This window comes from Flavobacterium panacagri, assembly GCF_030378165.1.
GTDB classification, from domain to species: domain Bacteria; phylum Bacteroidota; class Bacteroidia; order Flavobacteriales; family Flavobacteriaceae; genus Flavobacterium; species Flavobacterium panacagri.
The window spans coordinates 1173321-1188231 of the sequence record NZ_CP119766.1; the positions used below are offsets into that span (position 1 = coordinate 1173321).

At 33.0% G+C, this 14911-nt stretch carries 15 protein-coding genes and 1 tRNA gene; 10 read left to right on the top strand and 6 right to left on the bottom strand.

Annotation, left to right across the window (positions count from 1 at the left end):
• Positions 1–58: 58 nt before the first annotated feature.
• Together folB and P2W65_RS05330 are read left to right on the top strand one after the other, a co-directional pair.
• Positions 59–418, top strand: coding sequence for a dihydroneopterin aldolase (gene folB, locus P2W65_RS05325; RefSeq protein WP_057115457.1), 360 nt, complete (start codon positions 59–61; stop codon positions 416–418).
• Positions 419–512: 94 nt separating this feature from the next.
• A tRNA-Cys gene (locus tag P2W65_RS05330) sits at positions 513–583 on the top strand.
• A 169-nt stretch (positions 584–752) separates the two neighbouring features.
• On the opposite strand, the gene P2W65_RS05335 is transcribed toward P2W65_RS05330, so the two are convergent.
• From P2W65_RS05335 to rnr, 3 genes are read right to left on the bottom strand one after another with little or no spacing between them, the layout of a single operon-like run.
• Positions 753–1430, bottom strand: coding sequence for a LysE family translocator (locus tag P2W65_RS05335; RefSeq protein WP_289663984.1), 678 nt, complete (start codon positions 1428–1430; stop codon positions 753–755).
• 15 nt (positions 1431–1445) lie between these two features.
• Entirely contained in the window at positions 1446–2114 is a 669-nt protein-coding gene (locus tag P2W65_RS05340) for a head GIN domain-containing protein (protein ID WP_289663985.1), read from the bottom strand.
• Between the two features lie 24 nt (positions 2115–2138).
• Positions 2139–4319: a ribonuclease R gene (gene rnr, locus P2W65_RS05345; RefSeq protein ID WP_289663986.1), complete on the bottom strand. Its 2181-nt coding sequence runs from the start codon at positions 4317–4319 to the stop codon at positions 2139–2141.
• 110 nt (positions 4320–4429) lie between these two features.
• Here rnr and P2W65_RS05350 point away from each other — a divergent pair, with 110 nt between their 5' ends.
• Both P2W65_RS05350 and rpiB read left to right on the top strand, forming a co-directional pair.
• A complete protein-coding gene (locus tag P2W65_RS05350; protein ID WP_179001007.1) occupies positions 4430–4663 on the top strand; it encodes a putative signal transducing protein in 234 nt (77 codons plus the stop codon).
• Positions 4664–5467: 804 nt separating this feature from the next.
• Positions 5468–5899, top strand: coding sequence for a ribose 5-phosphate isomerase B (rpiB, locus tag P2W65_RS05355; RefSeq protein ID WP_091490132.1), 432 nt, complete (start codon positions 5468–5470; stop codon positions 5897–5899).
• 143 nt (positions 5900–6042) lie between these two features.
• On the opposite strand, the gene P2W65_RS05360 is transcribed toward rpiB, so the two are convergent.
• A complete protein-coding gene (locus tag P2W65_RS05360) occupies positions 6043–6312 on the bottom strand; it encodes a DUF1294 domain-containing protein (RefSeq protein ID WP_179001005.1) in 270 nt (89 codons plus the stop codon).
• A 115-nt stretch (positions 6313–6427) separates the two neighbouring features.
• On the opposite strand from P2W65_RS05360, the gene P2W65_RS05365 reads away from it, so the two are divergent.
• Entirely contained in the window at positions 6428–8551 is a 2124-nt protein-coding gene (locus P2W65_RS05365; RefSeq protein WP_289663991.1) for a Tex family protein, read from the top strand.
• A 75-nt stretch (positions 8552–8626) separates the two neighbouring features.
• Here P2W65_RS05365 and P2W65_RS05370 read toward each other — a convergent pair whose 3' ends face one another.
• Complete coding sequence (locus P2W65_RS05370) at positions 8627–10024, bottom strand: glycosyl hydrolase family 8 (protein WP_289663992.1); 1398 nt, start codon at positions 10022–10024, stop codon at positions 8627–8629.
• Between the two features lie 101 nt (positions 10025–10125).
• Positions 10126–10305 carry a Sec-independent protein translocase subunit TatA/TatB gene (locus tag P2W65_RS05375; RefSeq protein ID WP_008465789.1) on the bottom strand — a complete coding sequence of 60 codons (180 nt, stop codon included), beginning with the start codon at positions 10303–10305 and terminating at the stop codon, positions 10126–10128.
• 214 nt (positions 10306–10519) lie between these two features.
• Here P2W65_RS05375 and P2W65_RS05380 point away from each other — a divergent pair, with 214 nt between their 5' ends.
• From P2W65_RS05380 to P2W65_RS05400, 5 genes are all read left to right on the top strand, one after another.
• Positions 10520–11023 carry a peptidase gene (locus P2W65_RS05380; protein ID WP_289663997.1) on the top strand — a complete coding sequence of 168 codons (504 nt, stop codon included), beginning with the start codon at positions 10520–10522 and terminating at the stop codon, positions 11021–11023.
• A 10-nt stretch (positions 11024–11033) separates the two neighbouring features.
• Positions 11034–12518, top strand: a complete 1485-nt coding sequence (locus tag P2W65_RS05385) for a GH3 auxin-responsive promoter family protein (protein WP_289663999.1) — start codon at positions 11034–11036, stop codon at positions 12516–12518.
• Between the two features lie 98 nt (positions 12519–12616).
• On the top strand, positions 12617–12871 hold the full coding sequence (locus tag P2W65_RS05390; protein WP_289664001.1) for a type II toxin-antitoxin system ParD family antitoxin: 255 nt from the start codon (positions 12617–12619) through the stop codon (positions 12869–12871).
• On the top strand, positions 12861–13157 hold the full coding sequence (locus P2W65_RS05395) for a type II toxin-antitoxin system RelE/ParE family toxin (protein WP_289664003.1): 297 nt from the start codon (positions 12861–12863) through the stop codon (positions 13155–13157). The genes P2W65_RS05390 and P2W65_RS05395 overlap by 11 nt, the downstream gene beginning before the upstream one ends.
• Positions 13158–13223: 66 nt before the next feature.
• Complete coding sequence (locus P2W65_RS05400) at positions 13224–14903, top strand: DUF6909 family protein (RefSeq protein ID WP_289664004.1); 1680 nt, start codon at positions 13224–13226, stop codon at positions 14901–14903.
• The last annotated feature ends 8 nt before the right edge of the window (positions 14904–14911 follow it).

A 14911-nucleotide genomic window follows, 5' to 3' on the forward strand; every position in this document is an offset into this window, starting at 1 on the left:
TATATGCTGTAACATCCAATTATCAAAATCCAAACACTACAAGAATAAAATTATAAAAATGGGAGTCATTAAACTTAAAAACATACGCACTTTTTCGTACCACGGATGTTTAATTGAAGAAGGAAAAATTGGATCTGATTACACAGTAGATCTAAAAATTAAAACCAATTTACAGAAATCAGCCGAAACAGATCATCTTTTAGATACTGTTGACTACGTACATTTGAACAAAATTGTGACAGAAGAAATGGCAATTCGTTCGCATTTATTGGAACATGTAGCCAAAAGAATCAATATTCGAGTGCTGGCAGAGATAGAAACAGTAGAAAAAACAACAGTTTGGGTTTCTAAAATTAATCCGCCTATTGGTGGTGATGTTGAGTCAGTTACTATAAAAATGACGGAAATTAGGAAGTAATGTTTAAAATTAAAACCCTAAAATTTTAAAATAGTTTGTGTGAAACTTTTGAAATTTAAAGATTTTAGTTACTTTTGCCAACCGTTCAAGTAATGGCGTCGTGGCCGAGCGGCTAGGCTGGGCTCTGCAAAAGCTCCTACTCCGGTTCGAATCCGGACGATGCCTCAAAAAGAGATACAGAAATGTGTCTCTTTTTTTTATGTTTAATTTTTAGGATTTCATAAGCAAACCCGACAGGTTTTTAAAACCTGTCGAATTTATATATTTACATTATAAACATAAAAAAACCTCTGAAATTCAGAGGTTTAATTTTATATATTTGAGTTATTAACAATTACTTTTCAATCTTCTCAAAAGCGTTTCTAACCATTTCTTTTTCTTTTGGAAACCATCCTTGAACCATTAAAGCAACTCCAAAAACCATTAAAACAATACTTATTCCTTTTTTAATTTTTAGAATATTAGTTGGTGTCATTTTCGATTTTAACTGCTTAGCTAATACTATTTTAAGACAATCAACCAATAAATAAGTTATGATTACGGCCGTAAAAAATGTAAACATTCTAGAATTTTGCATTTCTAATTTTGGTCCGATAGAAATAATTACTGCAAGCCAGAAACCTAAAACACCAATGTTAATAACGTTAAGTAAAAAGCCTTTTACAAATAAACTTCCATAGTTTCTTTTGATAATATCGCGGTCGATTTCTTCATCATTTATTTTTTCTTCTTTTTTTAATCTCACAAAAGAAATTATACCATAGGCCAGCATTATGATTCCACCAAAAATAAAGAGTGCAGGTTTATCTTTTAAACTGGAAATCAATCTATAACTTCCCAAATAGGCGATTGCTATAAAAAATATATCACCTAAAACTACACCAAAATCAAAAACAATTGCTGCTCTGAATCCTTTAGTAATACTGGTTTCTAATAGTATAAAAAATACCGGACCTACCATAAAACTTAGAAAAAGTCCCCATGGCAGTCCAGCCAGAATATCATTTATCATCAAAATACGACTTGATTATTTTACTTCTTCGATTTTACCTCCAAAAACGGTTTTCTGATTAATCTGCTTTGGTTTTCCATAAATGTAAATAGAGCCTCCTGCGCTTACTTTTGCATCGACAAGGGTAGAAGCATTAACATCGGCTTTTCCGCCCGCAGAAACGCTTACTTTCGTCTGAGAAGTGGCTAATTTACTTCCAAGGAAATAACCACCGGCTCCTAAACTTGCATCAAGGTTATCTGCCTTACCAGTTGCTGTGATTTCTCCGCCCGAAACTGAACTTACTTTAAGTTTATCAACATTCAAATCTACATTAATTTTTCCGCCTTCTTGTGCGCTTACTTTAAATGAAGTTGCTTTTAAAGTTTCTTTACTTACTACTTCTGCTCCTTCATTAACATCAATCAGTTCTAAATGTTTATAGTACAAAGTAACTTCAAGATCATTTCCTGATAACAATTTAGGAAAAGGCATTCTTAATTTTAAAACACCGTTTTTATTAACAGCTTCTAATTCTGTTTCTCTTGTTCCTTTTATAACTACTTTATTTTCAGAAGACTGAACTAATTTTACACTTAATTTATCGTAAACTTTTACGGTATCAAAATCTCCTAATTCTTTGGTAACCTGACCAAAAGACATTTGTACAAATAAAATTGCTGCTCCAATAATTAGCTTTTTCATACTTTTATTTTTTTAATTAATACTTTATTCTGCTCGTCGCAAAAAATGAAAATCTAGTTGTTTCTTCACTAAATCGGCATTTTTTACTTTAACATAAATTTCGTCTCCCAATTGCAAAATACTGTTTGAAGTAGCTCCAACCAAGGCATATTGTTTTTCATCGAAAGTATAATAATCATCTTTTATTTCTCTGATTCTTACCATTCCTTCGCATTTATTAGAAACGATTTCAACATAAATTCCCCATTCGGTAACACCAGAAATAACGCCAAGGAATTCTTCGTCTTGATGATCCTGCATGTATTTAACCTGCATGTATTTGATACTATCACGTTCAGCATTAGTTGCTAAACTTTCCATGTTAGAACAATGCAGACATTTGGTTTCATAAGTTTCTTCGTCTACAGAAGCTCCTCCGTCTAAATAAAATTGTAACAAACGGTGTACCATAACGTCTGGATAACGACGAATTGGCGATGTAAAATGGCTGTAATAATCAAAAGCTAAACCATAATGACCAATATTATCTGTTGAATATTTGGCTTTACTCATACTTCTAATTGCAAGGGTATCAATCAAGTTTTGCTCTTTTTTACCGTTTACTTCTTCCATCAATGCATTTAAAGACTTAGAAATATCGCCTTTGTTACGGAAATCAATTTTATAACCAAATTTAGCAATTACAGTCTGCATTGCAATTAATTTATCTTCATTTGGTTCGTCGTGAATACGATACACAAAGGTTTTCTTTTGTTTTCCAATGTATTCCGCCACTTTTCTGTTAGCCAAAAGCATAAATTCTTCAATCAAATGATTGGCATCTTTTGATATTTTAAAATACACTCCTTCCGGTTCTCCTTCAGCATCGAGATTGAACTTCACTTCTACTTTATCAAAAGAAATAGCACCTTGCTGCATTCTTTTCTTTCTTAAAATCTTCGCTAATTCATCTAGTTTTAAAGTCGCTTCAGTAATTTCATCTGAAACAACATACGATTCTCCAGTAATAGAAACATCAACTGGAATGGTATTATCTTTTGTTTCAATGATATATTGCGCTTCTTCATAAGCAAAACGCTGATCGGAATAAATTACAGTTCTTCCAAACCATTGGTTAATAACTTGAGCTGTTGGAGAAACTTCGAATATTGCAGAGAATGTATATTTCTCCTCATTCGGACGTAATGAACAAGCAAAGTTAGACAATACTTCTGGGAGCATTGGCACTACTCTATCTACCAAATAAACCGAAGTAGCTCTTTGATACGCTTCATCATCCAGAATTGTACCTTCTTCAAGATAATAGGAAACATCGGCAATGTGAATACCTATTTCAAAGTTTCCATTTTCTAATTTTTTGAAAGACAACGCATCATCAAAATCTTTTGCATCTTTTGGATCGATTGTAAACGTAAGCGTATCACGCATATCACGACGTTTTGCAATCTCAGATTCCTGAATTGAAGTATCCAGCTTTTGTGCAAATACCTCTACTTCTACCGGAAACTCTGAAGGCAAACCGTATTCAGCCAAAATAGCGTGAATCTCAGTATTATGTTCACCAGGTTTTCCTAAAACCCGAATTACAGATCCAAACGGACTATCAGCTCTTTTTGGCCAGTCTTCAATCTTAACCAAAACAACATCACCGTTTTCTGCTTCTCCCAATTTATCTTTTGGAATAAAAATATCAGTATACATTTTAGGATTTGCAGTAGAAACAAAAGCAAAGTTGGGCTGCATATCAATTACACCTACAAACTCTGTTTTATCTCTTTCAAGAACTTCAATTACTTCTCCTTCAGGTCTTTTTCCTTTTCTTCTGTTATAAACATAAACCTTTACTTTGTCTTTGTCTAAAGCACGATTCAAATTATTGGTTGGGATAAAAACATCTTCTTCAAATTCGTCACAAATAAAATATGCCGTTTTTCTACTCGTCATATCTATCGTTCCTTCGTAATAATCCTGACTAACCGCTTTAACTAAATATTTTCCAGGTTCTGTTTCAACTATTTTCTTCTGAGCTGCCAGAATCTTTAGATCTTTTATAATCTGGTTTCTGCTTTTTGTATCGTCAAGTTCTAACTTTGCTCCTATCTGTTTGTAATTAAATGGCTTATTGGCATTTTGCGATAAAATCTTAAGGATCTTCCCAGAGAAATCTTTCTCTTTTTTTATCGGCTTTCTAATTTTCTTACTCATATATCTTTTCTTATAAGGTTTAAAATTACAAATAAGAAATCAGATAATACTTTTTAACAAATAGAATTATTAAAAATATAACTTTTCGTACATTTACAAAAACACCTCATATGGAAAGCTTTAAGACGATCGCCGTATTCAATTATCAGCACGAAACAGTGGTTCTCAAACACTTACTAGAGCAAGAAGAAATACCCTATTTTTTTGAAAACGAAATGACCCTTTCAGTCGCTCCCATGTACTCGGCAGCTCTTGGAGGCATCAGACTTAAAGTTCATCCAAACGATTTCGAGCAAGTTCAAGAAATTCTGGACAATCTCAACAATCCACTTAAAATCGTCTGAAACAAAACTTGAAAAACAAATTCAAATCAGAATAAAATTCAAACTCAAAAAGAATTTTTTCAATTTCAACTTTTTTAGTTTTCAACATATATTAAATACAACAAAAAAGATTTTTAAAAATTTAAAAAAATTTGGTTGTTATTATAGCTTGTTAATATGTCGAATAAATTTTTTTCTGAAGTCATTGAAATCTCGTTTTACTTATTTATTCTGAGTTATCAACATAGTTATTTTTAGTTAAATTGCTTATTTATAAGACTTTTTGTATTTTAATTAACAACGGTTGACAACCAAAAGTGAATTGATTTTGTAGATAAGTTAACATGTTGATAGTTGTTGAAAATGGTATTTTTGATATTGATAACTTTTCCAAAAATTCCCGAAACTTTTCTTGCATATTTAATTCCGGTTTTGGATTAAGGTTTTTTTTGACACAACCAAAAAAAAGTTCTAATTTTCTTTTCGAACTTATTAACATTTTCTATTAACTTAAAGTTAATTGAATATCAAGCAATTACAAACTGCTATCAACACCTCAAAATTTTAACAAAAATTATGTTTATTATTTATTGATTATGAGATACTTATAGAGTTATTAAAATTGTTAATAACTGATAAGGTTTTGATAGTAAGTTAGTTGTAAAATGAAGATTTTTACCTCGGATTATGCTAATGTACATGAATTTATATTGGAATGTTTATATAGTATTGAAAAAGAAAAAAATTTGTGAAAATTAGTGTAATTCGTGGCGACCATTTATTAATTGAGTAAATTTGCATAACACAACTTAATAGTATAGAAAAATGAAAATTTCGATAGGAAACGACCACGCAGGCCCAGAATATAAAAAAGCAATTGTTGCTATGCTTGAAGCAAAAGGTTATGAGGTAACGAATTACGGAACGGATACAGATGCTTCTGTAGATTATCCTGATTTTGGACATCCGGTTGCCAATGATGTATCTGAAGGAAAAGCTGATTTTGGTATCGTAATCTGCGGAAGCGGTAATGGAATTGCAATGACTGTTAATAAACACCCGAAAGTGAGAGCTGGCTTATGCTGGACTAAAGAAATAGCTTATTTAACGCGTTTACACAACGATGCTAATATTGTGAGTATTCCGGCACGCTTTACCTCTATTCATCAGGCAGTTGAAATTGTTGAAACCTTCTTAGAAACTGCTTTTGAAGGCGGAAGACACCAAAACAGAGTGAATAAGATTGCTTGTTCCTAAAAAGTCAAAAAAATCGGGTGCTTCGCACCAATAGCATAAAAACACACCGGGCGGATTTTTAAATTCATCCGGTTTTTTATTTTAAGTATTTGAAAATTAATGGTTTAAAAATATAGAATGCAGCTTATTAACAATGTTAATATCTATATATTATGAGTTAATTTCAAATAAATCACCACTGTTTGTACTATAATAATATATAAGAATTTCATAATAAATGTAGTTTTACTTATTTTATGTCTGAAGAAAAACATACCCACTAATAAACCAATTGAACCACCAATAAAAGCGAGAATGAATAATACGCTTTCTGGTATTCTTTGGTTGTGTCTCCTAGCTTGAAATTTATCATAACCCGTAAGGAGAAATGTTAGGCTATTTACAAATAAAAAATAGAGTAATAAAACTTTCATGGGCTGGAAATTAAAAACAAAGATATTATTTTAGCAAAATTATTGATCTATGTACTTTGGTTTTTAACAAGTAAAGTATATCATTTTAAAATTAAGAATTTATTTCATTAAATGTATGACTAATATTCAATTCATTGCCAAATCTGTTCAGGCACCTGCTGTAAGTATTCAAAATACAGTAAAATTATTAGAAGAAGATTGTACAATTCCGTTTATTTCGCGTTACCGAAAAGATGCAACGGGAAATCTTGATGAAACTGTAATTGAGCAGATTGCAAAACTTCAAAAAGATTACGATACGCTTATAAAGCGTAAAGAAGCGGTTCTAAAATCTATCGAAGAGCAAAAAGCACTTACACCTGATTTGAAGAAAAAAATAGAGGACAGCTTTGATTTGCAAGAGATTGAAGATTTCTATCTTCCATACAAAAAGAAGAAAAAAACAAAGGCAGATGTGGCGCGCGAATTTGGTTTAGAACCATTAGCAAAATTGATTATATCGGAAAGTGATGCTGATATCGATTTTATTTCGACGCAGTACATTAATGAAAATGTTATTAACGAAGAAGCCGCTATTCAAGGTGCAAGAGATATTGTGGCAGAATGGATTAACGAAAACATCTATGTTCGTAAACAGCTTCGTAGATTATATCAGCGAAAAGCGACCATTACTACAAAAGTGGTTAAAAAGAAAGCGGAAGAAGAAGGAGCACAGAAATTCAATCAGTATTTTGATTGGGAAGAACCTTTGACAAAAGCGCCAGCACACCGTTTATTGGCAATGCTTCGCGCAGAAAATGAAGGTTTTATAAAAATGAAAATTGATGTTGATATTGATGATGCTTACGATGTTATCGATGAAATTATCATTAAAAAGCAAAATAATACAACAGCTCATTTGCAATTAGCAATTGAAGATAGTTATAAACGTTTGTTGAATCCCGCAATTGGAAACGAGACTTTACAAGAAGCAAAAGCAAAAGCAGATGCTAATTCGATTCAGGTTTTTGCTAACAATTTAGGACAGTTGTTATTGGCTCCGCCATTGGGAGAAAAACGAATTTTGGCAATCGATCCAGGATTTAGAAGCGGTTGTAAAGTAGTTTGTCTGGACGAAAAAGGCGATTTATTATACAACGAAACCATTTATCCGCACGCGCCTCAAAATGAGGAAACAATGGCAATCAAGAAAATCCGTTCGATGGTAAATGCCTATCAGATTGATGCGATTTCTATTGGAAACGGAACAGCTTCTCGTGAAACAGAATTTTTCATCAAAAAAATCGCTTTTGATAAACCAATTCAAGTTTTTGTAGTTTCTGAAGCAGGAGCTTCAGTTTATTCAGCTTCAAAAATTGCAAGAGAAGAATTTCCAAATTACGATGTAACGGTTCGTGGTTCAGTTTCTATTGGGCGACGACTTTCAGATCCTTTGGCCGAATTGGTAAAAATTGACCCAAAAGCAATTGGAGTAGGACAGTACCAACATGATGTTGACCAAACGAAACTTAAAGAAGAATTGGACAGTACCGTAATTCGCTGCGTAAACTCGGTTGGAATCAATATCAACACAGCAAGTAAACATTTGCTGAGTTATGTGAGTGGAATAGGAGAGAAGCTGGCGGAAAACATTGTACAATATCGTTCTGAAAACGGCCCTTTTGAAGATAGAAAACAGCTGAAAAAAGTGCCTCGTTTAGGAGACAAAGCGTATCAGCAGGGCGTAGCATTTATTAGAATTACTAATGCTAAGAATCCGCTGGATAATTCGGCCGTGCATCCAGAAGCTTATCCAGTTGTGGAAAAGATGGCGAAGGATTTGAATATTTCCCTAAATGAGTTAATTGCAAATAAAGAGAAAACAGCGCTTATTAAGCCTGAAAAGTATGTAACACCTGAAATTGGTTTATTGACGCTGAAAGATATCATAAAAGAGCTTGAAAAGCCTGGATTAGATCCAAGAAAGTCGGCTAAGGTTTTTGAATTTGATGCGAATGTAAAATCAATCAAAGATTTGAAAACGGGAATGATATTACCAGGAATTGTGAATAACATTACCAACTTTGGCTGTTTTGTTGACATCGGAATCAAAGAAAGCGGTTTGGTTCATATTTCGCAGTTAAAAGCTGGGTTTGTAAGCGATGTAAATGAGGTGGTAAAATTGCATCAGCATGTTGATGTGAAAGTTACTGAAGTTGATGAGGATAGAAAGAGAATACAGTTGACGATGATACTTTAAAATAAATTCCAAAACTGGAATTATAAAAAAACTCCCAAATTATAAATTATAATTTGGGAGTTTTTATGTTTAAGATTATTTCAAAATCACTTTTTTAGTAACACTTTTAAAATCATCATTGGATATTTTTACGAAATAAACGCCAGAGGCTTGATTGGTCAGATTAATTTCGGTGTTTTCAGAGATTGTTTTTTGTTGATGAATAACACTTCCAGAAGGAGAAATTACTGAAATAGTCGATTGCTGAGGCGCACTAATTGTGATTCGATCAGCGCTCGGATTTGGGAAAAGCGTAACAGTAGATTTTTCAATATCAAAATTTTCATTGGACAAATTAGCAGTTGAAGGCAGATAAAAATTACCAGTTAATAAAAAGGAGTATAAAGTTTTTAGAGTATGATTAAAATAGCTGTTTGGCTCGTTGAGGTTTTTTAAATCGGTGTAAGAAGCATCTAAATGCGATTGATTTTCACCCGCCATTGCAGCACAAGCAAATGCGCCGACAAAAGTAGCGTTGTGCCATTGTCCGCTTACAGTTCCGTTTTGGTTGTAACCATCCTTAATGTTGGTAGTTCCGCCAAGATTAATACGAACAAAATCGGATGATTTTTTAGCATACGTTTTGGCTTCGGCAGTTCCGTACCAAACATAATCCACAGCAATTCGCCAAGGAGTTCTGGCTGCATCGTAAGTGTACAATTTTCCTGCATTGGCATAACCTCCAGCTTGAGAAGAATACGCTCCAGAAGCTTCACACCAATCCGATACTAGTCCGCCAACAGCATTATTTTGTGCCAAATTGTTATTGATAACTGTATAAGCTTTACTAGCTACTTGATTCCAAAAGGCTGTATCGTTTGTAAAAGCTCCGAAGGCACGGTAATAAGCAGGAGAGAAGTAGGATATGTTTGTAATTGAACTTCCGCCGAATTGATCGCCGGGCTTCAAAACATAAGTATTGGCTTCAACTTCATAATTTTTAATAGCAGAAATTAAAGCCGTTGCATCACTTTTGTAATTGATAGTTCCAGTACTTTTCCATTGATAATCGGCAACAATAAGAGCGAAAGCTGCATCTAGTTCGGCATCCGTTGCTCCGTTATAACCAATGGTTGCAGAACATCCGCTGATTTTCCAGTTCATTACTTTATTGCCGTTTACATTGTCTTTGTAATACAACCAGAAACCATCAAACAACGTTTTATCTGCCATATAAGCAGAAAGGAGCATTCCGTAAGCAATACCTTCAGAAACGGTCTCAGAAGAGTTGTCAAATTTCACACGATAACGTCCGTTAGAACAGGGTTCGACAAAATTAGTTTTCCAGGTTTCATAATTGCTTTGAGCATCTTGACTACTTCTGGGGGTAGCCATAAGTCCGTTTCCGTGCACCTTATTGGCAGGAAAAGGCTGTGTTTGCGATTGACTTTCTAAAGCAAGAAGAAAGACGATCACGAAAAATAGGTTTTTCATATCTTAAAAAATTTAGGGTGCCTAAAAGTAAGATTTTTTAGATATAAAAAAAATCCCAAACTACAATTTGTAGTTTGGGATTGTTAATAAGTTCGAATTTCTTATTTAGTTTCTTCCTCTTGTTTTTTAGAAGCAGCAGGTTGATCGTCTTTAGCAGCGTTTTTAAATTCCTTAATTCCGCTTCCTAAACCTTTCATTAATTCTGGAATTTTTTTACCTCCAAAAAGTAATATCACAATACCTACGATAACAAGGATTTCTGTAAGACCTAATCTTCCCATGACTATTATATTTAATGCCGAAGCAAATTGTTTTTCTTAGATTATTCCGCAAAGGTATATAGAAATATACGAAATAAAAGTATTTTTAGTTTAAAATATTTGTGTCAGACCACGTTAAATATTTTATAAAATCCTGAATTTAGCCCATTCATAAAATAATCCCGAGCTTTAGCAATACGATAAATTGTTATATTTGCTCTAATTAAAAGAGTTTATGTCAAAGAAAAAAAAGAGTTTCAGAAGAAAATTATTCACCAAAAACAGATTAGTAATTTTGAATGAAGATACTTTTGAAGAACTATTTTCTTTCAAACTCAATTTAATGAATGTCTTTGTAACGTTTACTTTAGGAGGCATTTTTTTAATTCTCATTACAACTTTTATAATCGCTTTTACGCCTCTTCGCGAGTTTATTCCGGGATATTCTTCAACAGAACTAAAAAGAAATGCAACCAAACTGGCCATAAAATCTGATTCACTTGAAACAGCATTACGACAGAATGAAGCTTATATTAAAGGTGTTCAGAAAGTCTTAAAAGGAGAATTAGAATATTCAAAATTCAATAAAGATTCTATTTTAGCTGAAACAGTCGAAAACCCCTCAGACGTAAATATGAAAGCTTCTGATGCTGAAATAAAATTAAGAGATGAGGTTGCAAAGACTGAAAAGGAACAGCAGACTAAATCTCAGGAAAAAAAGAAAAATGGCAAAAAATAATACCATAAAAATGTCAATTAAAGCCGTAGCAGCAAAATTATTTGCAACTAAGATATATTCCGAAACTCAAACTTGGGCTAAAAAACCAGTCGAAACGCAACAAAAAGTCTTTAATAACCTCATAAAAAACGCCAAGGCAACCAGTTTTGGCAAAGACCATCATTTTAATCAAATACAAACAATTGAAGATTTTCAAAAAAACGTTCCAGTACGAGATTATGAAGATTTAAAACCTTATGTTGATAAGGTTGTAAAAGGAGAAGAAAATGTTCTCTGGAAAGGAAAACCATTGTATTTTGCTAAAACTTCTGGAACAACTTCCGGCGCAAAGTTTATTCCGCTGACCAAAGAATCAATGCCGTTTCACATTACTGCAGCAAGAAACGCTATTTTACATTACGTTCATGAAACAGGAAATGCAGATTTTGTAGATGGAAAGATGATTTTCCTTCAGGGAAGTCCAATCTTAACGGAAAAATACGGAATTAAATTTGGAAGACTTTCTGGAATTGTGGCGCATTTTGTACCAAAATATCTTCAGAAAAACAGAATGCCTTCGTGGGAAACCAACTGTATTGAAGACTGGGAAACTAAAGTTGATGCGATTGTAGATGAAACTATAGTAGAAGATATGTCTATTATTTCAGGAATTCCGTCCTGGGTACAGATGTATTTTGAACGTTTGCAGCAAAAAAGCGGTGGAAAAAAAATAGGAGAGATTTTCAAAAATTTTAATCTCTTTATTTATGGAGGTGTGAATTATGAGCCTTATCGAGCCAAATTCGAAAACATGATTGGCAGAAAAGTAGACAGCATTGAATTGTTTCCAGCTTCTGAAGGCTTCTTTGCTTATCAGGATTCGCAGAAAGAAAAGGGAATGCTATTGTTATTGAATTCGGGTATTTTCTACGAGTTTATTAAAGCAGATGAATTCTTTAACGAAAATCCAAAAGCGCTGACAATCGGCGAAGTGGAAATAGGCGTAAACTACGTTTTAATTATTTCTACAAATGCAGGACTTTGGCGTTATAATATTGGCGATACTGTTCAGTTTACTTCTTTGGCTCCATATCGTGTTATAGTCTCTGGACGTATCAAACATTATATTTCGGCTTTCGGAGAACATGTTATTGCCAATGAAGTGGAGAATGCGATGAAAGAAGCAGTAGCCTCAACCAATATTGTAATCAATGAATTTACAGTTGCACCTCAGATCAATCCATCAAACGGACTTCCATATCACGAATGGCTGGTTGAATTTGAGAAGGAACCTGAAAACATGGAGATTTTCGCTGAAACTATTGACAATTCAATGCGTAAGCAAAACATTTATTACGATGATTTGATTACCGGAAATGTTTTAAGAAAAGTGGTTGTAACCAAAGTTTCTAAAAATGGATTTCAGGATTATATGAAATCGCAGGGAAAATTGGGCGGACAAAATAAGATTCCGAGACTATCAAATAATAGAGATATTGCGGATAATTTAAGATAGAAATTATCTAACAAGTTGATATTAAATAAACTTTAAATTTAAAGTGTTTTTTTGAAAACATACCAAGAATTGGTATATTTGATAAAAAATGAGTAATCATGGCAAAGAATACATCAATATTGTTAGGAGATTATTTTGATAATTTTATTAATTCACAAGTAAAAACAGGTCGATTTACATCTGCAAGTGAGGTAATTCGGGCTGCATTGAGAATGTTTGAAGAAGAACAAACCAAAAGTGAAGAACTAATAAAAGAATTAAAAAAAGGAGAAAAATCAGGATTTGTAAAAGATTTTGATCGTGAATCTTTTATAAAAAACCTTCACGAAAAACATATTAAAAATGAATTATAAGATTAGTATAGAAGCATCTTATGATTTAGAAAAAATTTGGCTTTATACTTTTGATACTTGGTCTGCCGAACAAGCAGACAGGTATTTAAAATTGATATTGGATGAAATAGAATACTTGTGTTTAAAACCTAATTCAGGAAAAGATTTCAGCCATATCAGAAAAGGTTATTTTAGAACTAAAGTAAAGTCACATTTAATATTTTATAAAATAAACATCAAACAAAACGAAATAGAGATTATTAGAGTTTTGCACCAAATGATGGATATTGAAAACCACCTTAAATAATAGATTATAAAAGAATTATCTTTTGATAAATTTTCCTAAAACGAAGATTTTAAAATAAAAAATTACATGAAAGAAACCAAACATATATCAAGATCAAGAGCTCAGGAATCATCTGCAGCGATAGAAAAAATGTACATTACAATGCGCCATTTATTTAACCGTGGTTTTTATAAACCAATGGGAGTTTCTGGCGACAGCTTACGAGAATCATTATTAGCATTAAGACCTGAAATCTATGGAAATATTGCTGAAGAAAAAGTAGAATTGAACGGACTTTTATATGTTATAGAACGTCTTCCGATTGGAATTGAGCAATGTCGTTTTATCAATTTAACTTCAGATGAAGGGTATTCTAAATCACATTTTCAGGCAATCGTTCCTCCAAAAAGAAGACGAAACTGCTATAGAATTGACGAAGAACAAATGAATGTCGAAATCACAAGAGGACGTTCTGACATTTATGATATTCTAACACATTTGACTTTCATTTTTATTGAATCTCATAAAATTAAAAACAGAGTTTTAATTGATGACGGTGGAGAAGTTTCCCGTGACTGGCAGAAATTGGAACAAGCGGTTATGCAGACCAAAAAGCTTTCTTTGGTAGAAAAAGAAAAAGCTATTTCGCATGTTGCTAATATTTTAGCACGAACTTTTGAGGAAGTTTTAGATATTTACGACGCTTTTGGTTCAGAAACGGCACCAGATCGTTTCTTGCATGTAATTTACTGGTTAGGAAAATTAGCTATTGAAGAAATTGTTGAAAACAATAAAAGAACTATAACATTCAGTCCTGTTTTACGTGAACGTTTAGGACACCACATCCATGGAGAAATCTGGGCTACAAATATCAAAGAAGTTTTAAAAGCAAATGATCTTTTAAAACGTCCAATTCACGTAATAAGTGCCAATATGCACAGTGTGATGAACTCGATTTTTGCGACGCCTTTGTTGAAAACAAAGTACAAAGGCAAAACAGATTTCTTTATTTATGAAGAACTGAGCGGTTCGGGTTCAAAAGAAATAAGAGGTCAGGTAGAAGAACTGGCGCTGAAAAACGGAATGATTTCATTACCAGATTGCTCAGGAACTAATATCGATGTTCAGATTTTTGATACAGCTAAAATTGACTGGTCAAAAACAGCCTTTTCACATGCGAATGTAGGTGAAGATAAACCGGTTATAATCGTAATGGATTATGCGTTTGGAGAACAGGCTTATGAAACAATAGATGAGCTTTTGAAACCCTATAAAAAAGAAACTTTACTAAATGTAAAATCGGTTTCTATTATGGGTAAAGCGGGAATTCTGGAAGGCGGAAAAGGAGATATCATGATTCCGACAGCGCATATCAACGAAGGAACAGCGGATAATTATTTCTTCGAAAATGAATTAACAGGTGCGATGTTCGAAGGAAATGAGATTGATATTTATGAAGGTGCAATGGTAACGGTTTTAGGAACTTCATTACAAAACAGAGATTTATTGAAATTTTTCCACGAATCGACCTGGGGTGTAATTGGTTTGGAAATGGAAGGATCTTATTATCAAAAAGCGATTCAATCGGCATCAAAAATTAGAAAAAGTGTGCCTCACGATATTAAAGTTCGTTATGCTTATTACGCCTCAGATAATCCACTGGAAACAGGAAGTACATTGGCTTCAGGAGGATTAGGAACAACAGGTGTTAAGCCGACTTATTTGATTACAATTAAGATTTTAGAACAGATTTTCAATATTAAATAGAACTTTCA

What these genes read in the sequence shown, in the direction of transcription:
- P2W65_RS05375 (WP_008465789.1), bottom strand. Translation starts at nt 10,305, where the DNA reads ATGGGAAGATTAGGTCTTACAGAAATCCTTGTTATCGTAGGTATTGTG.
- P2W65_RS05340 (WP_289663985.1), bottom strand. Translation starts at nt 2,114, where the DNA reads ATGAAAAAGCTAATTATTGGAGCAGCAATTTTATTTGTACAAATGTCT.
- rnr (WP_289663986.1), bottom strand. Translation starts at nt 4,319, where the DNA reads ATGAGTAAGAAAATTAGAAAGCCGATAAAAAAAGAGAAAGATTTCTCT.
- rpiB (WP_091490132.1), top strand. Translation starts at nt 5,468, where the DNA reads ATGAAAATTTCGATAGGAAACGACCACGCAGGCCCAGAATATAAAAAA.
- P2W65_RS05390 (WP_289664001.1), top strand. Translation starts at nt 12,617, where the DNA reads ATGGCAAAGAATACATCAATATTGTTAGGAGATTATTTTGATAATTTT.
- P2W65_RS05370 (WP_289663992.1), bottom strand. Translation starts at nt 10,024, where the DNA reads ATGAAAAACCTATTTTTCGTGATCGTCTTTCTTCTTGCTTTAGAAAGT.
- P2W65_RS05335 (WP_289663984.1), bottom strand. Translation starts at nt 1,430, where the DNA reads ATGATAAATGATATTCTGGCTGGACTGCCATGGGGACTTTTTCTAAGT.
- P2W65_RS05400 (WP_289664004.1), top strand. Translation starts at nt 13,224, where the DNA reads ATGAAAGAAACCAAACATATATCAAGATCAAGAGCTCAGGAATCATCT.
- P2W65_RS05385 (WP_289663999.1), top strand. Translation starts at nt 11,034, where the DNA reads ATGTCAATTAAAGCCGTAGCAGCAAAATTATTTGCAACTAAGATATAT.
- P2W65_RS05350 (WP_179001007.1), top strand. Translation starts at nt 4,430, where the DNA reads ATGGAAAGCTTTAAGACGATCGCCGTATTCAATTATCAGCACGAAACA.
- P2W65_RS05395 (WP_289664003.1), top strand. Translation starts at nt 12,861, where the DNA reads ATGAATTATAAGATTAGTATAGAAGCATCTTATGATTTAGAAAAAATT.
- P2W65_RS05365 (WP_289663991.1), top strand. Translation starts at nt 6,428, where the DNA reads ATGACTAATATTCAATTCATTGCCAAATCTGTTCAGGCACCTGCTGTA.
- P2W65_RS05380 (WP_289663997.1), top strand. Translation starts at nt 10,520, where the DNA reads ATGTCAAAGAAAAAAAAGAGTTTCAGAAGAAAATTATTCACCAAAAAC.
- P2W65_RS05360 (WP_179001005.1), bottom strand. Translation starts at nt 6,312, where the DNA reads ATGAAAGTTTTATTACTCTATTTTTTATTTGTAAATAGCCTAACATTT.
- folB (WP_057115457.1), top strand. Translation starts at nt 59, where the DNA reads ATGGGAGTCATTAAACTTAAAAACATACGCACTTTTTCGTACCACGGA.